General features: G+C 73.9%; 24 protein-coding genes. 10 read left to right on the top strand and 14 right to left on the bottom strand.

Features of this window, described 5'->3' with window-relative positions; translation table 11 throughout:
* Positions 1–731 (bottom strand): (Fe-S)-binding protein (locus ACZ6EG_RS23755; protein WP_469607320.1); only part of this gene is annotated, 731 nt, incomplete at its 3' end.
* A gap of 179 nt (positions 732–910) precedes the next feature.
* Here ACZ6EG_RS23755 and ACZ6EG_RS23750 point away from each other — a divergent pair.
* The 3 genes from ACZ6EG_RS23750 (at position 911) to ACZ6EG_RS23740 (ending at position 4,162) form a co-directional block, all read left to right on the top strand.
* On the top strand, positions 911–1,936 hold the full coding sequence (locus ACZ6EG_RS23750) for a LacI family DNA-binding transcriptional regulator (RefSeq protein ID WP_391970698.1): 1,026 nt from the start codon (positions 911–913) through the stop codon (positions 1,934–1,936).
* A 116-nt stretch (positions 1,937–2,052) separates the two neighbouring features.
* Positions 2,053–3,354: an alpha/beta fold hydrolase gene (locus tag ACZ6EG_RS23745; protein WP_391970697.1), complete on the top strand. Its 1,302-nt coding sequence runs from the start codon at positions 2,053–2,055 to the stop codon at positions 3,352–3,354.
* Between the two features lie 64 nt (positions 3,355–3,418).
* Positions 3,419–4,162 (top strand): PIG-L deacetylase family protein, encoded by a 744-nt coding sequence (locus ACZ6EG_RS23740; RefSeq protein WP_391970696.1) that lies wholly within the window; start codon positions 3,419–3,421, stop codon positions 4,160–4,162.
* A 54-nt stretch (positions 4,163–4,216) separates the two neighbouring features.
* Here the strand turns inward: ACZ6EG_RS23740 and ACZ6EG_RS23735 are convergent, their stop codons facing one another.
* Positions 4,217–5,752 (bottom strand): cytochrome P450, encoded by a 1,536-nt coding sequence (locus ACZ6EG_RS23735; RefSeq protein ID WP_391970695.1) that lies wholly within the window; start codon positions 5,750–5,752, stop codon positions 4,217–4,219.
* 121 nt (positions 5,753–5,873) lie between these two features.
* On the opposite strand from ACZ6EG_RS23735, the gene ACZ6EG_RS23730 reads away from it, so the two are divergent.
* A complete protein-coding gene (locus tag ACZ6EG_RS23730; protein WP_391970694.1) occupies positions 5,874–6,482 on the top strand; it encodes a TetR/AcrR family transcriptional regulator in 609 nt (202 codons plus the stop codon).
* Between the two features lie 176 nt (positions 6,483–6,658).
* A complete protein-coding gene (locus ACZ6EG_RS23725; RefSeq protein WP_391970693.1) occupies positions 6,659–7,387 on the top strand; it encodes a DUF2470 domain-containing protein in 729 nt (242 codons plus the stop codon).
* 63 nt (positions 7,388–7,450) lie between these two features.
* Here ACZ6EG_RS23725 and ACZ6EG_RS23720 read toward each other — a convergent pair whose 3' ends face one another.
* From ACZ6EG_RS23720 to ACZ6EG_RS23710, 3 genes are all read right to left on the bottom strand, one after another.
* Positions 7,451–8,500, bottom strand: a complete 1,050-nt coding sequence (locus ACZ6EG_RS23720) for a hypothetical protein (RefSeq protein WP_469607313.1) — start codon at positions 8,498–8,500, stop codon at positions 7,451–7,453.
* Positions 8,501–8,638: 138 nt separating this feature from the next.
* Positions 8,639–9,892: an FUSC family protein gene (locus tag ACZ6EG_RS23715; protein WP_391970691.1), complete on the bottom strand. Its 1,254-nt coding sequence runs from the start codon at positions 9,890–9,892 to the stop codon at positions 8,639–8,641.
* Between the two features lie 114 nt (positions 9,893–10,006).
* Entirely contained in the window at positions 10,007–10,501 is a 495-nt protein-coding gene (locus ACZ6EG_RS23710) for an FBP domain-containing protein (protein WP_356605092.1), read from the bottom strand.
* Between the two features lie 199 nt (positions 10,502–10,700).
* Here ACZ6EG_RS23710 and ACZ6EG_RS23705 point away from each other — a divergent pair, with 199 nt between their 5' ends.
* Entirely contained in the window at positions 10,701–11,990 is a 1,290-nt protein-coding gene (locus tag ACZ6EG_RS23705) for an ROK family protein (protein ID WP_469607309.1), read from the top strand.
* Between the two features lie 73 nt (positions 11,991–12,063).
* Positions 12,064–12,360, top strand: a complete 297-nt coding sequence (locus ACZ6EG_RS23700) for a hypothetical protein (RefSeq protein WP_469607306.1) — start codon at positions 12,064–12,066, stop codon at positions 12,358–12,360.
* Between the two features lie 71 nt (positions 12,361–12,431).
* Here ACZ6EG_RS23700 and ACZ6EG_RS23695 read toward each other — a convergent pair whose 3' ends face one another.
* From ACZ6EG_RS23695 to ACZ6EG_RS23680, 4 genes are all read right to left on the bottom strand, one after another.
* A complete protein-coding gene (locus ACZ6EG_RS23695; protein ID WP_391970688.1) occupies positions 12,432–13,463 on the bottom strand; it encodes an SDR family oxidoreductase in 1,032 nt (343 codons plus the stop codon).
* Between the two features lie 328 nt (positions 13,464–13,791).
* A complete protein-coding gene (locus tag ACZ6EG_RS23690; RefSeq protein WP_469607303.1) occupies positions 13,792–14,982 on the bottom strand; it encodes an FUSC family protein in 1,191 nt (396 codons plus the stop codon).
* Between the two features lie 61 nt (positions 14,983–15,043).
* Positions 15,044–15,700: an HAD family hydrolase gene (locus ACZ6EG_RS23685; protein ID WP_469607300.1), complete on the bottom strand. Its 657-nt coding sequence runs from the start codon at positions 15,698–15,700 to the stop codon at positions 15,044–15,046.
* 45 nt (positions 15,701–15,745) lie between these two features.
* Entirely contained in the window at positions 15,746–16,777 is a 1,032-nt protein-coding gene (locus ACZ6EG_RS23680) for a PHP domain-containing protein (protein ID WP_469607297.1), read from the bottom strand.
* Positions 16,778–16,997: 220 nt separating this feature from the next.
* Between ACZ6EG_RS23680 and ACZ6EG_RS23675 the strand changes: the two genes are divergently transcribed.
* Both ACZ6EG_RS23675 and ACZ6EG_RS23670 read left to right on the top strand, forming a co-directional pair.
* Positions 16,998–17,807 (top strand): SDR family oxidoreductase, encoded by an 810-nt coding sequence (locus ACZ6EG_RS23675; protein ID WP_391970684.1) that lies wholly within the window; start codon positions 16,998–17,000, stop codon positions 17,805–17,807.
* A 33-nt stretch (positions 17,808–17,840) separates the two neighbouring features.
* Positions 17,841–18,077 carry a hypothetical protein gene (locus tag ACZ6EG_RS23670; RefSeq protein ID WP_391970683.1) on the top strand — a complete coding sequence of 79 codons (237 nt, stop codon included), beginning with the start codon at positions 17,841–17,843 and terminating at the stop codon, positions 18,075–18,077.
* Between the two features lie 78 nt (positions 18,078–18,155).
* Here the strand turns inward: ACZ6EG_RS23670 and ACZ6EG_RS23665 are convergent, their stop codons facing one another.
* From ACZ6EG_RS23665 to otr(A), 4 genes are all read right to left on the bottom strand, one after another.
* Positions 18,156–19,403 carry an RICIN domain-containing protein gene (locus tag ACZ6EG_RS23665; protein WP_391970682.1) on the bottom strand — a complete coding sequence of 416 codons (1,248 nt, stop codon included), beginning with the start codon at positions 19,401–19,403 and terminating at the stop codon, positions 18,156–18,158.
* 131 nt (positions 19,404–19,534) lie between these two features.
* Positions 19,535–20,098 carry a VanZ family protein gene (locus tag ACZ6EG_RS23660; RefSeq protein ID WP_356605073.1) on the bottom strand — a complete coding sequence of 188 codons (564 nt, stop codon included), beginning with the start codon at positions 20,096–20,098 and terminating at the stop codon, positions 19,535–19,537.
* A 184-nt stretch (positions 20,099–20,282) separates the two neighbouring features.
* A complete protein-coding gene (locus tag ACZ6EG_RS23655; protein WP_391970681.1) occupies positions 20,283–20,945 on the bottom strand; it encodes a DUF4230 domain-containing protein in 663 nt (220 codons plus the stop codon).
* 112 nt (positions 20,946–21,057) lie between these two features.
* Positions 21,058–22,935: a tetracycline resistance ribosomal protection protein Otr(A) gene (gene otr(A), locus ACZ6EG_RS23650; protein ID WP_469607291.1), complete on the bottom strand. Its 1,878-nt coding sequence runs from the start codon at positions 22,933–22,935 to the stop codon at positions 21,058–21,060.
* 200 nt (positions 22,936–23,135) lie between these two features.
* Here otr(A) and ACZ6EG_RS23645 point away from each other — a divergent pair, with 200 nt between their 5' ends.
* Positions 23,136–24,089, top strand: coding sequence for a ribose-phosphate diphosphokinase (locus ACZ6EG_RS23645; RefSeq protein ID WP_391970679.1), 954 nt, complete (start codon positions 23,136–23,138; stop codon positions 24,087–24,089).
* Here ACZ6EG_RS23645 and ACZ6EG_RS23640 read toward each other — a convergent pair.
* On the bottom strand, positions 24,055–24,441 hold the full coding sequence (locus tag ACZ6EG_RS23640) for an anti-sigma factor antagonist (RefSeq protein WP_391970678.1): 387 nt from the start codon (positions 24,439–24,441) through the stop codon (positions 24,055–24,057). The two genes, ACZ6EG_RS23645 and ACZ6EG_RS23640, sit on opposite strands and share 35 nt — an antisense overlap.
* Positions 24,442–24,500: the final 59 nt, after the last annotated feature.

Here is a 24,500-nt window from a genome sequence, read left to right as displayed (position 1 = left end):
CTCGCGAGGATCTCCGCGAGGTGCAGTGTCCGCTGCGGGGCGTCCTGGCGGCGCAGCATTCCGCCGAGGTGCATCAGGCAGGAGTTGTCGGCACCACACAGCACGTCCGCGTCGGTGGACAGGGCGTTGCGGATCTTGTCGTGGCCCATCGCCGCCGACACGTCGGCGTTCTTCACGGCGAACGTGCCGCCGAAGCCGCAGCACTCCTCCGCCCCCGGCAGCTCGACCAGCTCCAGCCCCTCGACCGCCTCCAGCAGCCGCCGCGGCCGGTCGCCCAGGCCCAGGCTCCGCAGCCCGTGGCAGGTGGGGTGGTAGGTGACGGTGTGCGGGTAGTACGCCCCCACGTCCGTCACCCCGAGCACGTCGACGAGGAACTCCGTCAGTTCGTACGTCTTCGGCACCACCGGCGCCAGGGCAGCCCCGAGCGTGTCCCCGCGCCCCTCGGCCCGCGCCCGCTCGCCCATCCGCGGATACAGCTCCCGCACCATCGCCCCGCACGAACCCGAAGGCGTCACGATCGCGTCGTAGGACCCGAAGACCTCGGCGAAGCGCCGGGCGAGCGGCTCCGCCTCGTGCCGGTACCCCGTGTTGTAGTGCGGCTGCCCGCAGCAGGTCTGGGCCATCGGGAAGTCGACCTCGACGCCCAGCCGGGTCAGCAGCGCGACCACGGCCCGGCCGGTGTCCGGATACAGCGTGTCGTTGACACAGGTCAGAAACAGGGCGACACGCATCGCGGCTCCTGGGGTCGGTCCCGTCGACCGCGCGGGACGTCTTGATCACCGGACGAAACGCAGGGTAGTCCGGATACGGGAACGGGGGGAGGAGAACGCCGCGGGTAATGTGAACGTCTCCCGGCCGCCCCGCGTCGCTGGCCCACGTTCCCCGACCCGACCCTGGAGGTCCCTGCCCGATGGCCCATTCGGTGGGTATCAAGGATGTCGCCCGAGCCGCCGGAGTGTCCGTGGGCACGGTCTCCAACGTCATCAACCGCCCCGACACCGTCGCCACCGAGACCCGGGCGCGGGTGCTGTCCGCCATCGACCGGCTCGGCTACGTCCGCAGCGAGTCCGCGCGCCAGCTCCGCGCGGGCCGCAGCCGGATCATGGGGCTGCTCGTCCTGGACATGGGCAACCCGTTCTTCGTCGACGTCGCCCGCGGCGCCGAGCGGGCCGCACGCGACGCCGGTCTCGGCGTGATGGTCTGCAACAGCGCCCAGAACCCGGGGGAGGAGGCCGAGTACCTCTCGCTCTTCGCTGAACAGCGGGTCCGCGGCGTCCTGCTCACCCCGGCCGACGCCACCGGCCGCAACATCGAGGGCTTCCGGCGCCACAACATCCCCTTCGTCCTGGTCGACCGGGTCGCCGAGGGCACCACCGAGTGCTCCGTCTCCGTCGACGACGTCGCGGGCGGCGCGCTGGCGGTACGGCACCTGGTGGACGCCGGCCACCGCTCCGTCGCCTACGTGAGCGGCCCGCCCGGCCTGCACCAGGTGCGCGACCGCCGCACCGGCGCCCTGCGGGCGCTGGCCGAGGCCGGACTCGGCCCCGAAGCCCTGCGCGAGCTGCCCACCGAACGCCTCGACGTCGCCGCCGGACGGGACGCGGGCGCCCGTCTGCTCGGTCTCACCGACCGTCCCACCGCGGTGTTCTGCGCCAACGACCTGCTCGCGCTCGGCGTCCTCCAGGCCCTCTACGCGGCGGGCGTCCGCGTGCCGGAAGACCTCGCGATCGTCGGGTACGACGACATCGAGTTCGCCGCCGCGGCGGCCGTCCCGCTCACCTCCGTGCGCCAGCCCGCCGTCACGATGGGCGCCCTGGCCGCCGAGCTGCTCCTGGAGGAGACGGACCTCCAGGGAACCGAGCGGACCCACGCGCACCGGCGGGTCGTGCTCCAGCCCGAACTGGTGGTACGGCGCTCCAGCCTCGTCGCCCGCTGACCGGCCGTTCAGCACGATTTCACGATCCCGGGGGTCGGCGGCCGCAGGGTCGTGTGCTGAACTGGGGCACGGCCGAGAAATCTTCACCGTCGGATCCGTCCGCCCAGGGAGCCCCGTTGAGCGTCAGCTACCGCCAGCCCGGCGTCGTCCTCACCGACCGCCGTTTCACCGTGCCCCTCGACCACGCCGACCCCGCCGGCGAGACGATCGAGCTGTACGCCCGCGAGGCCGTCGCGAGCGACAAGGCGCACCAGGACCTGCCGTGGCTCGTCTACCTCCAGGGCGGCCCCGGCTTCGGGGCGAACCGTTTCGTCGGCCGGCCCTCCTGGCTCGGCCGCGCCCTGAAGGAGTACCGCGTCCTGCTCCTGGACCAGCGCGGCACCGGCGCCTCCACGCCCGCCAACCGGCAGACGCTCCCGCTGCGCGGCGGTCCGGCCGAGCAGGCCGAGTACCTCACCCACTTCCGCGCCGACGCCATCGTCCGGGACTGCGAGACCATCCGCCCCGGGGTCACCGGCGGCGCCCCCTGGGCCGTCCTCGGCCAGAGCTTCGGCGGCTTCTGCACCGTGGCGTACCTGTCGCTGGCCCCCGAGGGTCTGAGCACCGCCCTGATCACCGGCGGCCTGCCCTCCCTGGACGCCCACGCCGACGACATCTACCGGGCCGCCTATCCCCGCATCGAACGCAAGGTCCTCGCGCACTACGACCGCTACCCGCAGGACGTCGAACGCGCCCGCCGCATCGCCGACCACCTGCTCACCCGCGACGTCGTCCTGCCGAACGGCTACCGGTTCACCGTCGAGGCCTTCCAGTCCCTCGGCGCCATGCTCGGCGCCGGCGACGGCAGTCACCGCCTGCACTTCCTCCTGGAGGACGCCTTCGTCCGCACCCCGCACGGACACGAGCTGTCCGACGCCTTCCAGGAGCAGGCGCAGAACCTGCTCTCGTACGCGGGTCACCCGCTCTACGCCCTCGTCCACGAGGCCATCTACGGCCAGGACACGCGCCCCACCGACTGGTCGGCGGAGCGGGTCCGCGCCGAGTTCCCGCGCTTCGACGCCGCCAAGGCGCTGGCGGGCGACGAGCCGCTCCTGTTCACCGGTGAGTCCGTCCACCCCTGGATGTTCGACTGCGACCCGGCGCTGCGTCCGCTGCGCGAGACCGCCGAGCACCTCGCCGCCCGCACCGACTGGACCCCGCTGTACGACCCCGCCCGCCTCGCCGTGAACGAGGTACCGGCCGCGGCGGCCGTCTACCACGACGACATGTACGTCGACACCGCCCACGCGCTGACCACCGCCCGTGCCGTCCGCTCCCTGCGCACCTGGGTCACCGACGAGTTCGAGCACGACGGTGTGCGGGCCGGCGGACCCCGGGTCCTGGACCGGCTGCTCGCCCTCGCCCGCGACGAGGGCTGACCGGCGCCGCGGCCGGCTCTCCGAATCCCGGGTGGGCGCCGGCGCCCCGGGTTACTGTGCGGGCATGACGGAGCCGACGACCACGCAACTGGAGCCCATGCCCGGCGACTGGCGGCGCGCCCTCGCCGTCGTCGCCCACCCCGACGACCTGGAGTACGGCTGCTCGGCGGCGATCGCCTCCTGGACCGACGAGGGCCGCGAGGTCGCCTACGTCCTCGCGACCCGCGGCGAGGCGGGCATCGACACCCTGGAGCCCGGTGCGTGCGCGGCCGTGCGGGAGCGGGAGCAGCGGGCGAGCGCGGCCGTGGTCGGGGTGGGCGAGGTGGAGTTCCTCGACCACCGGGACGGTGTCATCGAGTACGGCATCGCCCTGCGCCGCGACATCGCCGCCGCGATCCGCCGGCACCGCCCCGAGCTGGTCATCACCCTCAACCACCGCGACACCTGGGGCGGCGTCGCCTGGAACACCCCGGACCACGTCGCCGTCGGCCGCGCCACGCTGGACGCGGCGGGCGACGCCGGCAACCGCTGGATCTTCCCGGAGCTGACCGAGCAGGGCCTCGAACCCTGGGACGGCGTGCGCTGGGTCGCGGTCGCCGGTTCCTCCTCGCCCACGCACGCGGTGGACGCCGGGCCCGGACTGGAGCGCGCGGTCCGCTCCCTGCTCGAACACCGCACGTACATCGAGGTGCTCACCGACGAGGACCCGGAGACGTACGTGCGCGGATTCCTCACCGGTTACGCCGAGGCCGCCGGCGAGCGGTTCGGCGGGAGGCCGGCGGTGACCTTCGAGGTCTTCGCGCGCTAGCGCAGCCGCAGCTCACCGCGGCTCCGGGGCGGTGCAGGCACCGTACTGCCGGGGTCAGTCACCCACCCGGTGCACTGGACAGCGGGGCGCTGGGGCGGCCTCCTCGGTGACGGCCGCGCGGGCCGGGTCCGGGCCGCCCCGGTGCTCCAGCCGCAGGCGCAGTCCCTCCGGCATCAGGGTCAGCCGTTCGGTGACCCGCAGCCGGTAGTCCGGCTCGGGCCGGAGTTCGTAGCGGCGCAGCAGCAGCCCGAGCACCAGCGTCGCCTCGTGCAGCGCGAACTGCCGTCCGATGCACGCCCGCGCCCCCGTCCCGAACGGCTTGAAGGTGTGCGGGGCTCGCGCGCGCACCGCCTTGGCGTCGAAGCGGTCCGGGTCGAACTCCTCGACGTCCGGCCCCCACACCCGCGGATCGCGGTGCAGCATCCCCGCCAGCACCAGCGCCCAGGCACCGCGCCGCATCGGATGGGTACCGCCCAGGACCGTGTCCGTGCGGGCCTCCCGCGCGAAGGCGGGCGCGGTCGGCCACAGCCGCAGCGACTCGTCCAGCACCCGGCGCACGTACCGTAGTTTCGCCACCTGCTCGTAGCCGGGCGCCTCGGTGTCGCCCCACACGCGGTCCACCTCCGCCCGGGCCCGGGCCGCGACCTCGGGGTGCTGCGCGAGGTAGTGCAGGGCGAAGGAGAGCGCCCCCGAGGTGGTCTCGTGGCCGGCCACCAGGAAGGTGATGACCTGCCGGCGGACGTTCTCCGGCGACAGCCGCTCGCCCGTCTCGGGGTGGGCCGTCTCCAGCATCCGGTCGAGCAGGTCGCCCGCCCCACCCGTGCCGCCCGCCGCGCGACGGGCGCGGACCAGGTCGTCGACCGTGCGGTTGAGGTACGCGATGTCGGCGGTGTTGCGACGGCTCGCGCCGCGCAGCAGCCACGGGGCCAGCGGGCCGGGCACGGTGTTCAGGCGCTGCGCGTAGCTGAGCGTGCCCACCATCGCGGTGACGAAGGGATGGGGGCGGGACCGCTCGAAGGACCCGAAGTCGTGCCCGAACCCGGTCCGCGCGATCGTCTCCAGCGTCAGCTTGGTCATGTCCCCGGGCACGTCCACCGTCCGGCCCGCCGTCCGCGCCCGGTCCCAGTGGTCCGTGAGCCGTGCGGCCACGTCCAGCATCATCACGTGGTAGCCCGCCATGGCCTCCCGGCTGAAACCGGGCGCCAGCACGTCGTGCGCGAGCTGCCAGTTGGACTCGTGGTTGTACGCCGTGAACAGCCCGTCCCCGGCGACCGGCCGCAGGTTGGCCACACCGAGACCCACGTGCTTGGCGAACCGCTCCTCGTCCGCGAGGTCGGCGGCGAGCTCCGCGCCCCACACGAAGACGAACTCGTTGCCGAAGGCCCGGCGCCGGAATATGGGCCCCAGCCGCCGGGCGTAGCGCAGCGAGTCCTGCATCGGGGTGTGCCTGCTCGCCCCGACCACGTCCCCGAGCAGGGGGAGCCGGTACGGCGGGCGCGGGATGCGGTGCAACTCGGGCCAGCCCAGCTCGGCGCTGCGGAACCCCTTCGGCAGCCCGTCCGCGGCCAGTCCGTTCGTCGTGCTCGCCATGACGCGATCTCCCTTGACCAAGCGGCGTGTTGCACGTGCAGAGGCAAGCGTGTTGTACATGGATTCAATAACGCGCCCAGTCTCGTCCCGTTGTTGAACCGGCGTCAAGTAAGGTGCGGGCATGGCCGCGAACCAGGGCGAGCGCACCCGCCGCAGGCTCAGCACGGGGGAGCGCCGGGAGCAGCTGCTGTCGGTGGGCGCGCGGTTGTTCTCGGAGAGCCGCTACGACGAGGTGTGGATCGAGCAGGTCGCCGAGATCGCCGGCGTCTCCCGCGGGCTGCTGTACCACTACTTCCCGAACAAGCGGGACTTCTTCGCGGCGATCGTCGAGCGCGAGAGCGAGCGCATGCTGCGGATGACCGCGGCCGTGCCCGGCATGCCCGTCCGGGAGCAGCTCACCGCCGGCCTGGACGCGTACCTGGAGTACGTCCGGGCCCACGCCCACGGGTACCGCGCCTTCCACCGGGCCGACGCGGCCGGGGACCAGGCGGTGCGCCGGGTCTACCGCCGGGCGCTGGCCGCGCAGGAGCGGCAGATCCTCGCGGCGCTCGCCGCCGATCCCGAGTTCGCCCCGGTCCTCGCGGAGCGGGCCGACGTGCGGCTCGCGGTGCGCGGCTGGCTGGCGTTCACCACCGCGGTCTGCCTGGAGTGGCTGCGGGAGTCGGAGCCGACCCGGGAGCAGGTGCGCGACCTGTGCGCCCGGGCCCTGCTGGGCGCCATCGCGCCCTGAGGGCTCCCGTCGCACCGCCGAACGCGTCCGCACGTCGCTGACGTGCGCCGTCCGGCGCGGTGAAAAGGTCTCGCAAAGATCACGCGTCCTGGTTGGCCCACGCCTCGATCTCCGATAAGTTAGGTGAGCCTTACCTAATGAGCTAACGCTTGATGATCTGATGACGGAGGTTGGGGATGGGCGACCACCACACCACCTGGACGGCCGCGCCCGCCGCGGCGGAGCAGGCCCGCTCCGTGCTCGCCGCCGCCTGGTCCTGCGCGGTGACCGCGGAGGGCGGCCGCGAGGAGTTCGTCGGCGCGCACACCGTGTCCGACGACGGGCGGGTGCTGCTGCACGTGCCCGAGGACAGCGCGCTGCTCGCCGCGGCGATCTGCGCGCCCCGCGGAGAGCCGTCCGCCGTGCTGGAGTTCGCCGACGTGGCGCCCGTCCCGGTACGCGGGCGGATCAGGGCCCGGCTCTGGCTGGCGGGCTGGTTCGCCCCGGACGACGGTCACCTGGCCTTCCGGCCCACGCGCGTGGTGCTGCGCCGTCCGGCCGGTGCGGTGGTGGTCGGCCTCGACGAGTTCGTCGCCGCCCGGCCCGACCCGCTGGCCCTGGCGGAGGCGCGACTGCTGACCCACCTCGCGGACTGCCACGGCGACGCGGTGGAGCGGCTGACCCGGCTCGTCGACGCCGACAGCCTGCACGGGGCGGTCCGGGTACGGCCCCTCGCCGTCGACCGGCACGGACTGACGCTGCGCGTCGAGCGCGCCCGCGCCCACGGTGACGTACGACTGCCCTTCCACGCCCCCGCCGACGACGTCGCACAGCTCACGGAGCGGGTGCACGTGCTGCTGGCGCAGGCGAACGCCACCTCCTGCCCGCGGGCCCTGCAACGGCAGCGCACGGACGGCGACGGCTGAGGAGGACGGCTCGCCCACCGGGCGCGGCGGCCCCCGCGCCCCGGCGCCCGTCCTCGCCCGCGTCTACCAGTCGCCGTCCTCCACCGGCGCGCCCGGCGCGCCCGGCGCGTCCTTCAGCGGCCGCACCTGCTGCGTCGCGGGCGCCTGCCACGGTTCGTGGTCGTCCCCGATCCAGTCACCGACCGGTTTGACGTCCTGGAGCCGGCCGGTGGGCGCGAGGTCGTCGGCGCCCTGGTCGTAGTAGTCGTACCAGGGCAGACCGGCCTGCGTGTACGCCGCCCGGTCCACGGGTGAGGGCGGCGGGGCCTCACCGGTGATCCGCCGCCACTCGGGCGGCGTCACCAGGTGGACGAAGACCCGTCCCGCGGGCCGCTCGGCCCAGTCCGCCAGGGGCCGTTCGTCGCGGTAGACCTCCTGCCGCATGGAGCCTCCGACGCCCAGCCCCATGGCCGGCGCCGACCGGGGCCGTGCCGCGCCCGAGCCGGCCGGGGCCGCCGGAGCGGCCATCGGCATCGCCGCCCCGTACGCCCCGCCGGAACGGGCCGCCCTGCGCGCGGTCTCGGCCCGGCGCCGCTCCTCCTCCCGCCAGCGGGCCAGTGCCGCCCCGCCCAGCGGAAAGGCCTGCAACTGGAGGCCGCCCCACACCTCCTCGCCGGTGACCTGGCCCTCGACGGTCGCGCCCATGCCGAGCGGCACCGCCACGAACTGGCGGACCGTGCCCGTGCCGGAGTTGATGCCGTCCAGCCAGGGCTGGCGGGGGAGGACCACGTAGTTCTGCGGGTCACGGGCCAGCCGGTCGCTCCACGGCCTGCCCGAGACCGCGCACACCTTGCCCACCCCGACCTGGAGAGCGGCGGGCTCCGTCGTACCGGCGAAGCTCAGCCACATGGCCTCCCGCAGGTACACCGGCAGCATCACACCGCCGCGCGCCCGCCACGCCTCCGGCACGGTGTCGGCGTAGTCGGCGACCCGGCGGACCGGGAACTCGCCGAGTCCGGGCGGCAGCGGGTGGGTGCCCGTCTCGGGCAGTCGCAGGGTGCGGATGAAACGCACCGCCGCACCGCCCGGCAGCAACAGCCTGTTCCCGTCGATCCGCACGCTCGTGTCGGTCATCCGTCCGCCCCCTCGTCCCGTGGCGGGCCCTCGGCGTCTCCACCGTCTCCCGCCGTCCTTCTCCGCCGTCACCCAAGCACGAGCACGGTCCCTCACCCAAGCCCGGTCCCGCGCCCAGGCACGAGCACGGTCCCTCACTCAAGAACGACGCCCGGCGGCCTTGCGGTTCCGCTTCCGGAGCCGGGAGCGTGCCCGGTCCCGCAACCGGGTCAGCCGCGGCATGCGTTCGCGCTGCTCGCGGGTGTGGCGGTCCAGCTCCTCCAGGAGCCGGCGGGAGCGGTGCTCGGTGTCCATCTCGTCGATGATGCGGTCGACCTCGGTCAGCACCGCACCCTGCAACTGCCACTGCCGGGCGTCGCGCCGCACGTCCTCCAGGAGCAGCTGGGCCAGTTTGTCCCGGGTGACCGCGGCCTGCCTGAGCTCGGCGGAGAGGCGCTCCTCCGCGGACTCCGCGTCGTCGCTTGCGCTGGTGGTGACCAGGACCGCGAAGCTGACCACGGCGTCGGCGATCTCGGACAGGAGCTGCTGGATGGTGGCACCGGTCTCGGGCGGGAACAGCGGCTCCGGCTCGCGCACCTTCGCCAGGTCGGTGAAGGTGCGCGCGAGGACCCGCATGACCACGGTGCAGATCTCCAGGGTGTCCAGCCCCGTCCGCAGCACCACCCGGTGCAGCAGCCCCTCCCGGACGCGGGGATTGAACCGCAGGCTGTCCTCGGCCTGCCGCAGGTCCTCGTCCACCTCACCGATGTCGTGGTCGAGGCGGCGGGCCTCGTGCAGCCGGGCCGCCGCCTCGTGCCAGGGCGTACTGTCGGCCGCCTCCTCGCCCATGCGCAGCATCAGCTGCCGTACCCGCCGGGCCAGGCCCTCGATCGACTCGCCGGCCTGCTCCACCCAGACCGGAGGGGCCAGGACCAGGTTGAAGGCCAGTCCGACGATCGCCCCGATCAGCGTTTCCACCACCCGCGCCCACGCCAGGCTCCCGTGCGAGGTCACCCCGAGCACGAGCATCGCGCTGATGGCCACCTCCGCCACGAACTCGTGCGCCCGCACCAGGTGCCCCACGCCCAGCGCCGCCACGATCAGCAGGGCCAGGCTCCACCAGCTCAGCCCCACCAACTGGCTGAAGGCGATGGCGACCAGGACACCGGCCACGACGGCGTTCACCCGGCGGAAGCTCATCTTGAGCGTGGCGTACAGGGTCACCTGCACGACCAGCAGCGCGGTCAGGGGCGCCGTCAGCGGCGCGGCCGACTTGTCCGGTGTCAGCCGCACCGCGATCACGTAGGCGATCGACGCCGCGGCGGCCGACCGCAGCGCCTGCACGACCAAGGGGTCCCTGAGCCACTTCACCGGCTGCACAGCCGACGCGGCGCTCTCACGTACATCCCGCATCCTCGGGCTGTTCCCTTCCCCGGGCGCATCGAACGTATCCGGACAGGACGGTAACCGGACATAGGGGGTCGGGAGGGTTCTCACGCGCCGCGCGCCGCCGGGCGTCCGAGAACTTCAGGCGGCCACCTTGCCGAGGAACGCGGACAGGTTGCCGAGGGTGCGGGCGACCTGCTCCTCCAGGGTGAGGCTCTCCTCGAAGCGGGCGCCGCCCTGCGGGGCCTTCCTGCCGCGCAGGTACAGGGAACAGGCGAGGTCGGTGCACATGTACAGGCCCACCGAGTCGCCCTCCCGGCCGGCCGGGCCCGCCTTGCGTGCCGTCATCAGCGACACGCCGCCCCGGGGATGGGTGGTCAGGCACAGGGCGCACATGCTGCGTTGGAGGAAGCCCGGCCGGGCCTGCTGGAAGCGCAGGGCCACGCCGGTGAGCCGGCCGTCGTCCTCGGTGACCAGATAACTGCGGTCGGGGGCGCCGGGATCGCGCCAGCCCAGGAAGTCGAGATCGTCCCAGGGCCGCTGGTCGAGATCGCGGGGGACGGACAGGCGCTTGGCCTCGCCCTTGGTGCAGTTGATGAACGAGCCGCGGATGTCCTGCTCGGTCAGTGCTTTCACGGGAGTCCCTCCGGAGGGCGACGTGCAACGGCAACCTAGGGTTCCTAGGTTCTTGCCTAGCGTACGTAGGGAGGGTGGTGCGGAGCCACCCCATTTCCGCAGGCGCGAGTTCATAGCATGAATTAAGTAAGGAGGGAAGTCGCGTGCCGCAGCCGCCCAGAGGTATGTTGCAGACCGGGCACATCATGGGAGGCGCCACATGGCGGGGCGGAACGGGCGCACGGTGCGCGACCTCAGGAGGGCCAACCGTACGGCCGTACTGCAACGGCTCTACTTCGAGGGACCGCTCAGCCGCTTCGAGCTGGGCCCGGCGACGGGACTGAGTTCCGGCTCCGTCAGCAATGTCGTCGCCGACCTCGTCGCAGACGGCCTGGTGGAGGAGGCAGGCAGCGTCGACTCCGACGGCGGAAGGCCCCGCACCCTGCTGCGGGTGGCCCCCGGCAGCGGCCACATGATCGGCGTGGACGTCGGGGAGACCCGGGTGCGCGTCGAGCTGTTCGACCTGACCCTCACCGAACTGGCCCGCGCCGAGCGCCCGCTGACCCAGCAGGGCTACGACGTCGAGGTGATCGTCGGCCACATCCGCGACGGCATCGCCGAGGTGCTGGCGACGGCCGGACTCGCGCCCGAGCGGCTGCTCGGCGCCGGAATCGGCGTGCCGGGCATCGTCGAGTACACGCCCGACCGGGGCGCCGTCGTGCACGGCCAGACCATCGGCTGGGACGCGGTCCCGCTGGAGGCGCTGCTCCGCGCCGGCTCCCCGCTGCCCGACACCGTCCCCTACTTCATCGACAACGGCGCCAAGACCCTCGGCCAGGCCGAGATGTGGTTCGGCGCGGGACGCGGCGCCCGCAACGCGGTCGTGGTCCTCTTCGGCTCAGGCGTCGGCGCCAGCCTGGTCACCCCCGAGGCCGAGCACGGGCGGGCGGTCGAGTGGGGCCACCTGACGGTGCGGGTCAGGGGGCGCCGCTGCCGCTGCGGTGCGCTCGGCTGCCTGGAGGCGTACGCCGGTGCCGAGTCGCTGCTGGCCCGCTGGCGGGAGGAGGGCGGCCGGGTACCCGAGGGCACCGACGAGGAGACCGCCCTGACGGCGCTGCTCGCCGCCGCCCACCCGGCCGGCGGCAAGGAGCCCGACCCGGTCGCGCTCGCCGTCCTGGAGGAGACCGCCGAGTACCTGGGCGCCGGCCTGTCCGACCTGATCAACCTCTTCCAGCCCGAGCGCATCCTCATCGGCGGCTGGGCCGGACTCCAACTCGGCACCCGCTTCCTGCCCGCGGTGCGCCGGCACGCGGTGTCCTACGCGCTGCGCCACCCCGCCGAGAAGGTGACGATCGACCTCGGGCGGCTCGGCCCGGACGCGGTGACCGTCGGCGCCGCGATCCTGCCGCTCGCCGACTTCTTCGCGCGCGGTGGCCGGCGCCCCGAACCGGCGCCCGACTACCCGGTTCCCGCCTGGCGCACCGCACTCGAGGAGCGGGCGCCGCACTGATGTTTCGCCGGTCACCGCGGAGGTACCCGATGCCGCTCGGACCCCTCGGAGGACCGCGGAAAGGAAGTGCGCCGTGACCGACCACCGCCTCGAAGGACCGGGCGAGACCGGTGAGCCCGTCCCGCGGGACATGCCGGACCAGCAGGCCGGCCCCGGGGACGACCCGTGGGAGGCAGCCGCCCCCACCCGCGAGCAACTCGAGCAGGGACAGCGTCCCGAGGACGCCGACGAGGACACCGACGACGGGGCGACGGACGCCGACGACGCCGACGTCCCGGACACGGACGAGGCGGGGACGGGCCGTCGGGGCGCCCCGCGGGCGGGCACCCTGCATCCCGAGCATCCGGTGCCCGACGAGTCCTCCGGCTGACGCCCGCCCCCGGCGGCACGGGGCCGGTGTCCGCGGCGGTGCGGACACCGGCCCCTTCCGTGTGCGCGGGGTCAGCCGACCTTGCGCCCCCGCAGGGGCTCGGTGGCGGCTCCCGCGCCCTGCTGGAAGCCCTCCAGGAACTCCTCCAGCACCTCGGTGGCCGTACGCACCGGTCGCCAGCCCAGCTCGGCGCGCGCCCGGGTGCAGTCCATGAGCGGCAGCCGCAGCACCGCGTCGAACAGGTGCGGGGAGGCGGGCAGCAGCCGCAGCCCCCACGCGGCGGCGACTGCCGAGCGCGCCGCGGTGCGGGGAAGCCGGACCGGGCGCTTGCCGACCATCTCGCCGAGCAGCTCCGCGTCGACCGGAGGCTCGGCCGCCAGGTTGAACGGGCCCCGGGCGTCCTCGGACCGGACCGCCAGCCGGTACGCGTTCGCCGCGTCGTCGGTGTGCAGGGCCTGCACCCGCAGGCCGGGGACGTCCGGCAGGACGGGGAGCAGGTCCGGACGCGCCAGCGGCCCCGGAAGGAACCTGCCGCCGAAGATGCGGCGCTGCTCGCTGGCCGACTCCCGCTTGAAGAGGAAGGCCGGACGCATCCGCACCACCCTCACACCGGGGTGGTCGCGCTCGAAGGTGTCCAGCACCCGCTCCAGATAGGCCTTCTCCCGGCAGTACGCGGCGTCCGGCCAGCCGTGCGTCGGCCACGACTCGTCCACGGCGCGGTCCTTGGGCCCCGGTGAGTAGGCGCCGACCGACGAGGCGTGCACCAGTGCCGGCACCCCGGCCGCGGCCACCGCGTCGAAGACCCGGAGGGAACCGAGGACGTTCGTGCGCCAGGTCGTCGCCGGGTCGTGCGTCGGCTGGAACGCCCAGGCCAGATGCACCACGGCGTCGGCACCGGCGATGTGGCCGCTCAGGTCGGCACGCTCCGAGGCCAGGTCGACGGCGGCCCACTCCGTCTTCGGCGGTGACCACCCGGGAACCCGCCGGGCCAGGCCCAGCACGGACCCGACCTCCGGATCCTCCGACAGAAGCCGGACCACGCTGGTGCCCACGTTGCCGGTGGCACCCGTGACCACGATCCTGCTGCCCGCTGTGCTGCTCACCTTGCGCTCCTCTCTGCCGCGTACCCGCGCCAAGGGGCACCGCGTACCCGCGCGAAGGGCACCGGGTACCCGTCCCGCCGGAGGGGCACGCAGGGCGCGCAAGGAGAAGCCCCGATCGCGACGGGGGAATCACGATCGGGGCGGTCGAGGGCGGGTACGGATGGCGGTCGCCTCTCGGCGAGACGCTCCACAGGGCTTCAGCCGAACGATCGTCCCTGTGGGCAGAAGGTGAGGCCCGGGGACACTGTCCCATCCGTACCCACGGCTTCTTCAACGGGGAAGCGCCCGCCGGTGTTCCACGGTCTGTCGCGATATGCGGTGATGTGGGTCACTGCGACTGGGGCTCGGGGACGATCTCGGCCCACAGGTTCTCGGCTTGGAGCAGCAGCGTGCCGAGCACCGCGGCGTGAGCGGCGCCCTGCCCGGCCTGCTCCCGCAGCCCCTCCTGCAACCGGTGGTGCAGTTCCCGCATGGTCGCCTCCGTCGCCTCCTCCGGACCGGCCCGGTCGGCCTCGCCCAGCAGCCGGTCGGCCTCCGTCCGGCAGGCGTCGCCGATCAGGCACAGCAGCCGCGCGCACAGGTCCAGCACCGGTCCCTCGGGGGGAGCGGGGGTGCGGTGCTCGTCCGCCGCGACCGACAGGGTCCGGACCAGGGCCGTGATGTGACCGGTGACACGGCTCCACCGCTGGTCCTCCTCCTCGGGCGGGACGGCGTCGGGCACCCGGTTCAGCACCCGCAGCGGGCCCGAGGTCAGGCGCAGGCTCTCCTGGCTCCAGGACCGCGCCGACCTCAGCGCCTCCGCACGCCGCTGCAGCCGCGCGGAGTCACTCGACCAGCCGGTCGCCGTCTGCGCGTCCCACTCGCTCTTGCGCATGTCGTCCGCCACGGAGTGCAGCACGTCACCCGCCTCCCGCGCCAGCGCCGACAGGTTCTCCCGCACGTCCCGCAGATGGATCGGCGGCAGCACGAGGGCGTTGACCGCCACGCCGATGAACGCCCCGAGCGCCGCCTGCCCCAGCCGGTGCCCGACCGCCGAGGCCGACACGGCCGTGCCGGAGAGGAGGACGAACACGGCGGTGGTGGCCGCGTAGATGCCCTGCTGCCCGAAGCGCGGCCAGTTCGCGACCAGCATGAGCACCGGCAGCGACAGTGCCAGCGCCCCCGTGTTGTCGTCGGTCAGCACCTGCGCCCCCGAGGCCAGCAGCGCCCCGGCGCAGATCGCCGCGAACTGCTGGGCGGCCAGCCGGACCGAACTGTAGACGGTGGCCTGGACGAGGACGAGCGCCACCCAGGGGGCCATCAGCGCCATCGGATCGTCCATCCAGACACCCGCCACGAGCCAGGCGAGCAGCGCGGCGCCGGCCGCCTTCAGCGACTGGACGACCAGGTCCCGCTCACGGCCCGGCCCCCGGCAGGCGGCCAGGGCGGCCCGTCCGACGGCCGATGCCTCCCGCCACCCCGCGTCCCACGGCCGCCATCCCCTCAGTTTCTGCCTGCCCGTCTCCGTCACAGCGGTCATGCGGTACCGGGTATCCGCGTCACCGGCCGGCACGTCCGTACGTGACGTACACCTCGGCGGCTCATCCGAAGGGGCTCCGCTCCAGGGAGGCGAGCAGGGCGGCCGGGTCGGCGTACACCGCGTCCGCGCCCGCCTCCTCCAGGTCGGCGCGGGGCAGCCCGCCGCACAGCACGGCCACGCACCGCACCCCGGCCCGGCTGCCCGCCCGCATGTCCCAGACGGTGTCGCCGACGAACACCGCCCGCTCGGCCCGGACCCCGACCAGGTCCAGGGCGTGCTCGACCGGCTCGGGGGCCGGCTTGCCCGCGTCGACGTCGTCGGCGCTCGCGGTGGCGGCGATCGCGTCGTCCGCGTCGATCGCCCGCCGCAGCGCGCCCAGCTCCGGCCCGCCCGCCGAGGTGGCGAGGACCACCTTCCAGCCGTCGCCGGCCAGGCGGCGCAGCAGCGCGCCTGCGTCCGGCAGGGCCGGCAGGCGGTCGAAGTACTGCCCGTACAGCGCCTTGTGGGCGGCGCTCAGCTCCGCGTCCTGGTCCGTGTCCCGGTCCTCGCCCAGCAGATGCGCGACGAGGTCGGTGGAGGCAAGGCCCACGGCCCGGTGGATGGCGTGCATCGGCACCCGGTGCCCCGCCTGCCGGAACGCCTCCCACCAGGTCGTCACATGCAGGTGATTGGTGTCGACGAGGGTCCCGTCGACGTCGAACACGGCCGCCCGTTCCATGCACTGTTCCTCTCGTGGTCCGTGGATCGTCCGGCGGGTACCACGTCAGCGGCCCGCCACTCCGGACGGTGTACGCCCCTCACGGGTCCAGGTCAGCAGCTCTTCCAGCGACCACGTGGTGACCACGCGCTCCGCGGCCACCCCGCACTCCTCGGCCCGCGCGCACCCGTGGATCTGCCAGTCCAGCTGACCGGGCGCGTGCGCGTCGGTGTCCACGGAGAACAGCACGCCCGCCGCCACCGCCCGGCGCAGCAGCCGGCGCGGCGGGTCGAGCCGCTCCGGCCGGCTGTTGATCTCCACGGCCGTCCCGGACTCCGCGCAGGCGGCGAACACCTCGTCCGCGTCGAACTCCGACTCCGGCCGCCCCCGCCCGGTCAGCAGCCGCCCGGTGCAGTGCCCGAGGATGTCCGCGTGCGGATCGCGTACGGCGGCCACCATGCGGCGGGTCATCGCGCGGGCGTCCATCCGCAGCTTGGAGTGCACGGAGACCACGACCACGTCGAGCCGTTCCAGCAGTTCCGGTTCCTGGTCGAGCGAGCCGTCGTCGAGGATGTCGCACTCGATCCCGGTCAGCAGGCGGAACGGCGCCCAGGTCTCGTTGAGCGCGGCCACCACGTCGAGCTGCTCGCGCAGCCGCTCGGGGGAGAGGCCGCGCGCCACCGTCAGCCGCGGCGAGTGGTCGGTCAGCACCGCCCACTCGTGCCCGAGCGCCGCCGCGGTCCGGCCCATCTCCTCGATCGGGCTGCCGCCGTCCGACCAGTCGGAGTGCAGATGGCAGTCCCCGCGCAACCGTTCCCGCAGCCGCTCGCCGCCCTCGGCGAGCGGAGCGTCGGCCCCGCCCTCCAGCTTCTCCAGATAGCCCGGCACCTCCCCGGCCAGGGCCTCCCGCGCCACCTGCGCCGTCTTGGGTCCGACACCCTTCAGTGACTCCAGGGAGCCCGCCCGCTCGCGCAGCTCGGCGGCCGACAGCTCGCCCAGCACCCGGGCCGCGGTGCGAAAGGCGCGGACCCGGTACGTCGGCTCCTGGGACCGCTCCAGCAGGAACGCGATCCGCTCCAGCGCCTCGACGGGTTCCATCGGCGCCTCCTCCCGCTCCGGTGCCACCGACTGCCACCGGGGCAGCGGAGCCTTTCGCGCTCCCTCACACTCCTCCGGCATGTCCAGGGTTCCCCAGCCGCCGGGGCCCCGCACCACGGAGGGGCGGTTTGTGCGCACCGCACCCGGGTACTGCGACGCCCCGCGTGCCGCTCCGAGCGCGGGGCCGAGGAACCGAGGAGCGCCGAAGAGGAGGTCCGCCATGCCCAGCCCCAGCCCGTCCGACGCCAAGGTGGCCGTCGTCACCGGCTCCGACTCCGGCATCGGCCGCGCCACCGCCGTACGCCTGGCCGAGGCGGGGATGGACGTCGGCGTCACCTGGCACACCGACCGGGAGGGCGCCGAGCGGACCGCGCGGGAGGTGCGGGCCCTGGGCCGCCGGGCGGAGACCGCCCAGGTCGACCTGGCCAGGCTCCCCGAGGCCGCGGACACGGTCGACGAGCTGTGTGAGCGGCTCGGCCGGATCGACGTCCTCGTCAACAACGCCGGTACGGGCACCGCCACGCCCTTCCTCGACCTGGGCCTGGACGACCTGCGGCACGTTCTCGACGTCGACCTGGCCGGTCCCTTCCTGTGCGGGCAGAAGGCGGCCCGGCGCATGATCCGGCAGGGGGATGGTGGCCGGATCGTCAACGTGACCTCGGTCCACGAGCACCAGCCGCGGGTGGGTGCCGCCCCGTACTGCGCGGCCAAGGGCGGGCTCGGCCTGCTCACCCAGGTGATGGCGATCGAGCTGGCCGAGCACGGCATCACGGTCAACGCGGTGGCGCCCGGCGAGATCGCCACGCCCATGACCGGCCAGGAGGACACCGACCCGCACACCGAGCGCCGTCCGGGCGTGCCCCTTGGGCGGCCCGGTGACGCGCGCGAGGTCGCCGCGGTGATCGCCTTCCTCGCCGGGCCCGACGCCGGCTACGTCACGGGGGCCTCGTGGAGCGTGGACGGCGGCATGCTCCGGATGGGCCCGATGGCCGGATCCCATCTGACGAGCGACGCCTGGCGGCGGCCCTGAGCGGGAGCGGAGGGCCCGGCCTACCCTCGATGCATGACCGAAATCGACACCCCGCACATCGGCAGACCGCGGATCGTCGTGCTCCGGGTGCAGCCGGGTACGCCGCCGTTCCGGATCGTCGAGATCGACGGCCAGGTGGTCGGTGAGGCCAGGGCCGTCACCGACGTCCTGGAGGCCGCCGCGGCCTTCGGCATCACGGTCCACGACCTCGACGACCCGGACGTGGTCCGCTGGGTGGGCGGCGACAAGTTCACCTGGGCGCCGCGCTGAGGCCGGCCCGACGACGCCCTGCCGCCCGACGGGCGGACACGGCAGGCGTCGGACGGGCCCTCGCCGCACCCGGGTGCCTCAGCCGACCGTCCACTTCTGGTTGGCGGCGCCCGTGCAGGTCCAGATCTGCAACCGGGTGCCGTTGGCCGCGTTGTTGCCCGCCACGTCGAGGCACTTGTCGGCCTGCGGATTGACGATGTCGCGGGCGCCGGTGACGACCCAGCGCTGGGCCGCGCTGCCGTTGCAGTCCCACAGCTGGACCACCGTGCCGTCCGCCGTTCCGCCGCCGTTGACGTCCAGGCACTTGCCGAGCGCCCGGACCGTGCCGTCGGCGCCCACCGTCCACCGCTGGGCCGCCGTGCCGTTGCAGTCGTAGAGCTGCACGGGGGTGCCGTTGGCGGAGTTGGCCGCGGCGACGTCCACGCACTTGCCGGCCAGGCCGCGGATCGCGCCGCCCGTCCCCGAGTCGCTCGTCGTCACCGACACGTGGTCCACCACCAGCGACTGCGGGAAGACCGTCGAGGCGTCCGGGTCGCCGGGCCAGTAGCCGCCGACCGCCAGGTTCAGGATCAGGAAGTACGGCCTGTTGAACACCCACTGCTTCCCGCCCAGGTCGGCCGGGGTGCGCCGCTGGTAGACGTTGCCGTCGACCGACCAGGTGATGGAGTCGGGCGCCCAGTCGACGGCGAAGGTGTGGAAGCCGTCGGCGAAGGCCTGGCCGCCCGGCAGGGTGTAGCCGGCGCCGATGCCGCCGGCGCCGGAGTAGCCGGGGCCGTGGAGCGTGCCGTGCACGGTGGAGGGCTCGAAACCGACGTTCTCCATGATGTCGATCTCGCCGGAGTCCGGCCAGTTGACCGGGGTGCCGAGCATCCAGAAGGCGGGCCACATGCCCTGTCCGCGCGGCACCTTCATCCGGGCCTCGACGTGTCCGTACTGCGCCGTGAACTTGCCGGAGGTGTTGAGCCGGGCGGAGGTGTACTGGCAGCTGCCGTACCAGCACTGGTAGTTGGCCGGGTTCTCCTTGCGGGCCGTGATGACCAGCTGGCCCTGGCCGTTGAGCGCCGCGTTCCGGTTGCCCGCGGTGTAGTACTGCCGTTCGTGGTTGTTGACGTTGTCGCCGGTCTCGATCTGCCACTTCGAGGAGTCGACGGCCGCGCCGGCGGGTCCGTCGAAGGTGTCGGAGAACGTCACGGCCGCGGGCGCGGCGGCGGCGGATCCGGCGACTTCGGGGCCAGCCTGCGCGGGGCCGGACACCAGGGAGGCGGCCAGCCCGGCGGACAGGGCGGCGGCGAGGAGACATCTGCGGAGCAGGCGTGGACGGGCCACGGCTCTCCCTTCCGTACGGCGTCCCGGGGAGGGGAGCGCCGACCGAGGTGGGGGGTAAGGGGGTCTCCTCTTGATTTAAGTAGTGAGCTAAGGGGTGGTCAATACCTTGGTACGGACCAGTTGACCTTCCCTCAGTCGCGGGGCTTGCGCGCGTGCACCGCGCGGCTCATCCGTCGGCCCAGGAGCAGGTAACCGATCAGCGCGCCCGTGCTGTTGAGGATGACGTCGTCGATGTCGAAGGCCCGACCGGTCACGAGGGCGCCCTGCGCGAACTCGACCAGCAGCATCACGATCGCCGTCAGCAGCAGCACCCGTAGCAGCCCGCGGGTACGCGGGGCGACGACCGGGACCAGCACGCCGAAGGGGACCCCCAGCAGGATGTTGCCGCCGATCTGCTTGACGGCGTCGCGCAGCGCGGGCTGGTCCAGATAGGCCCTCAGTGACCTGCCGGGGTGCATGTTGGTGTGCGTCAGCGCCTCCGACGCGGGGGAGGGGTTCAGCGTCAGTCGCGCCAGCACCACCGCGAACGCCACCATGAAGACGAAGGCGCACGCCGTCGCCAGCAGGCGCAACGGGAGGGGGAGCGGGCGCCGTTCGCGACGGTCGGGCGCCTCCGCCTTGGTGGGGCGGGGGCGCGGTGTCTTGGCGGCGCGGGGGCGCAGCAGGGAACGCGGCCCCGAGGCGGCACGAGCCATTCGGTCCTCCAGTCGTCACAGTCTTCGCGTGGTGGGCCGGTCGCCCGCCGATTCGCCGAGGATGCCGGTCGGGCCGTGGGGTCCGGTCCAGGGACCCGGCCGCGTCCGCCTCCTCCGTTTTCCCCCGCCCGGCCGGGACACTCCGGTCACCGCCGGGCCCTCGCCGCCCTGACCCGACGGGTGCTCAGGACCCGTAGGTCACCTGTACCTTCTCGAAGCCGAGGGAGCGCAGCAGGCCCCGGAGCATCGCCGTGGTGTTGGTCTCGGCGCGGACCCTGAGTTCGCTGTCCTTCGCCGCATCGCCGATGTGCCGGGCCGCGAGCTTCTGCACGGCCTGTTCACCGTTGGGGTTGTCCGAGAACAGATCACCGAGGCGGTCGAGGAGCCCGCGCTGCTTGGACACGGCGTAGGAGCGGTCGGGGTCGAGGGCCGGCTCACCGAGCGCGGCGTGCGGCAGCCGCAGCGTGGCCGAGGTGCGGTCGTCGTCGACCGTCACGTCGTCCTCGCCCACCTTCCCGAGGTCGACGTAGGCGCCGACGGTGCCCGCCCCGACGTACAGGGTGCGGCTGCCGCGGATCGCGTCGGGCAGGAACTTGGTGTCCTTCTCCAGGTCCACGACGACCTGGAAGTTGCCGGACGCGGCCTCGTAGCGGCTCATGTCCTGGATGGACTCCAGCAGCGCCGGACCCGAGCGGTCCTGGGTCTCGGTGCCGAACAGGTCTTTGAGCCCCGGTACGACACTCAGCCGCAGTCCCGCGAACAGCACGACGAGCACCAGCACGAGCGCGCCCAGCACCTTCGCCCAGCCGGGCACCCGCCCGGGGAGCTTCCTGATGGGAGTCGTCATCGACGGCCCTCCTTCCTACTGACCGGATGCCCTCCATCTCCCGGGGCAGACCGAGGAGTTGGCGGTGCCCGGAGCAGCGGCGGGGGAGCGGGGGAGCGCGCGACCGCCCACGTCAGTGCGGCGGCTCCAGCGGACGGTCCCCGGACGGCCGGGAGGACCACAGCGCCTCCCCGCGAGTGAGGCCCGGCAGCGCCAGCTCCGCCTCCCGCACCCGCCGGGCCGGCAGCTCGCCGGTGATCAGCCAGCCGTCGGCGCCGCCGGTGGTGCCGGTGAACTCCGCGCCCAGCGAGGCGAGCCGGGCCGTCACGGGCGCCAGCGCATCGGGGGGCACCTCCGCTTCGAACGCGTGGAGCGGCTCGTGCAGCCGGGTCCCGGCCCGCTCCAGGGCCCGCCGCAGCACGATCCGGGTCAGCCCGCGGAAGTCGGCGGCGGTGCTGACCGGCGAACTGAACCCGGAGCGGGTCAGCGTGACCCGGTAGTCCGTGACCGGCGCCCCGGTCAGACCGGTCAACAGGGTGGCGTGGACCGTCTCCTCGACGGCCTGGTGGAAGGCGCGGGGGAGGGCGCCGAGTTCCGTCTCGTGGGCGAACACCCCGCCCGAGCCGCGCGGGCCCGGCTCCACGCGCAGCCCCACGGTCGCCCAGTACCGGGTGCGGTCCAGCCACGGCATCTCCTCCGCGGCCTCCCCGGTGCCGGCCGGACGCTCCAGGAACCGGGCGCGGCCCGGCGCGAAGTCCGCCTCGATGCCGAAGTCCTCCGCCAGCGTCGCCGCCAGCACCTCCATCTGGACCTCCCCGTACAGGAGCAGCGTCGTGGCGCCCGACGCCGCCGGCCGGACGTGCAGCAGCGGGTCCTGGTCGGAGAGGGCCAGCAGGGCGGCGCGCAGCGGCGCGGCCTGCTCGGGGTGCCGGGCCCGGACCAGGGTCTGAAGCGTCGGCGGCGCGAACTGCGGGGCCCGGTCGGTCCGAGCGCCGAGCCGGTCGCCGACGCGCAGGCCGCCGGGCACGGTGAGGGCCGCGATGTTGCCGGCGGTGAGCGTCCCGGGCCGGCCGATCACGTCGAGGCGGGTCACCCGGCCGGAGACCTCGGTGGTCCGACCGTCGGCGTCGCGCCGCAGGAAGGTGAGCCGTTGACGCGGGCGCACCTCACCGTCGTGGAGCCGCAGGTACGCCGTCCGCTCGCCGTCGGATGCGGGGCGCACGGCGAAGACCGTGCCGCGCGGGCCCGCGGCGCCGCCCGCCGGGCGACAGGCGGGCGGGACCAGCCGGACCAGGCTCCCGACCAGCTCCGCGACGCCCTGCCCGCCGAGGGCGGAGCCGTGGTGCAGCGGGTGGAAGGAGCCGTCGGCGGTGCGGGCCGCGAGCGCGGCGGCCAGCTCCCCGGCGGTCGGTGCGGGACCGTCCACCAGTGCGGCCAGGATGTCCGGGTCGACCTCGGCCAGCGCCTCGGCGGTCCGCCCGTCCGGCGGGCGGGGCGCGACGCGGGCGTGTCCGGTGCCGACGTCCGTGACCTCGGTCAACGGCGCGACGTGTGGCGTCAGCAGGCGCCGGACGTCGGCGAGCAGCTCCTCGGTGCGCGCCCCGGTGCGGTCGATCTTGTTGACGAAGACGAGGGTGGGCAGCCGCAGCCGCCGCAGCGTGCGCATCAGCACCCGGGTGCGCGCCTGCACGCCCTCGACCGCGGACAGCACCAGTACCGCCCCGTCGAGGACCTCGAGGGCGCGCTCCACCTCGGCGACGAAGTCGGAGTGCCCCGGCGTGTCGATCAGGTTGACCTGGGTGTCGCCGACGGTGAAGGCGGCGACGGCGGAGCGGATGGTGATGCCGCGGCGGCGCTCGATCGCGCCGTCGTCCGTGCGGGTGTCGCCCGCGTCGACGCTGCCGAGCCGGCCGGTGGCGCCGTGATCGAAGAGGAGCCGCTCGGTGAGACTGGTCTTACCGGCGTCGACGTGGGCCAGGATGCCGATGTTCAGGGTGTTCGGGACGTGCATGCGGTGTCGAGTCCTCGGGAACCGTGGGCCGGAAGGGGCACTGGGTGATTCCGAGGAGTCGGCGCATGCGGGGGATCCTGACCTGAGGGGACACGGGCGGCCTCCATCATGGCCCCGGCCCCCGGGGCCGCGGCAACCGAATATCCGTAAGCTGAGTCCCGGCCGGACAGCATCCGGACAGGATCACGCGAGGAGCGTCCGTGCGAGACATCGCCGTGTTCAGCGGTAGCGCCCACCCCGAGCTGGCCCAGGAGGTCTGCGCGCACCTGGGCGTTCCCCTCAGCCCCACCCGGGTGAGCCGGTTCGCCAACGACTGCCTGGAGGTGCAGCTGCGGGCCAACTGCCGGGAGCGGGACGTCTTCCTGGTGCAGCCGCTGGTCAAGCCGGTCCAGGAGCACCTCGTCGAGCTGCTGCTGATGTGCGACGCGGCCCGCGGGGCGTCGGCCGGACGCATCACCGTCGTCATGCCGCACTACTCCTACGCCCGCTCCGACAAGAAGGACGCGCCGCGCATCTCGCTCGGCGGACGCCTCGTGGCGGACCTGCTGGTGGCGGCGGGCGCGGGCCGGGTGCTGGCCATGACCCTGCACTCGCCCCAGGTGCACGGCTTCTTCTCGGTCCCGGTCGACCACCTGCACGCGCTGCGTGAACTGGCCGCGCACTTCCGGCGGTACGACCTGTCCCGCACCACGGTCGTCTCGCCGGACCTCGGCAACGCCAAGGAGGCCGCCGCGTTCGCCCGGATGCTCGGCGCCCAGGTCGCGGCCGGCGCCAAGCAGCGCTATGCCGACGACCGGGTCAGCATCAACGCCGTGATCGGGGACGTCGCCGGGCGCGACGTCATCGTCCTCGACGACGAGATCGCCAAGGGCAGCACGGTCCTCGAACTCCTCGACCGGCTGCGGGAGGCGGGACCGCGCACCATCCGCCTCGCCTGCACGCACGGGCTGTTCGCCTCCGGCGCCCTCAAGCGGCTCACTGACCAGCCGGACGTGCTGGAGATCGTGTGCACCAACACCGTGCCGGTGCCGGCCGACGACCACACGGAGAAGCTGCGCGTCCTGTCGATCGCCCCCGCGCTGGCCGAGGCCGTGCGCCGCATCCACAACGGCGAGTCGGTCAGTGCCCTGTTCGACCCTCCGCCGGGCGGGTGACGCCGAGCACCTCCTCCAGGGTGGCCCGCGGGGGCAGCAGCCGCGCGAGGCCGGTGATCCGCAGCATGCGCAGGGTCAGCGGGTGGGTGCACACGAGGTGCACCTGCCCGCCGTGGTCCAGCGCCTGGCGACGGGCCCGGTAGAGCAGTCGCAGGCCGGAGCAGTCGAAGAAGTCGACCCCGCCGAGGTCGAGCACGACCCGGGCGCCGGGGCGCCCCGCCTCCCGGTCCAGGTGCGGGGCGACCTCCGCGGCCGACGCGATGTCGATCTCACCCCGGAGCTCCAGCACCGTGTGCCCGCGTTCGTGGCGCACGTGCAGATGCGGGGTGGACGACGCGGGTTCCTGCCGCACGGCGACCTTGCCTCCAGCCTGTTCCGGTGGCTCAACTGATGATTCCGCCCCGGAAGTTA

The organism is Streptomyces sp. NPDC041968 (genome assembly GCF_055589025.1).
The sequence above is the reverse complement of the archived record's forward strand: the minus strand, read 5'-3'. Positions and strand labels throughout refer to the sequence as shown.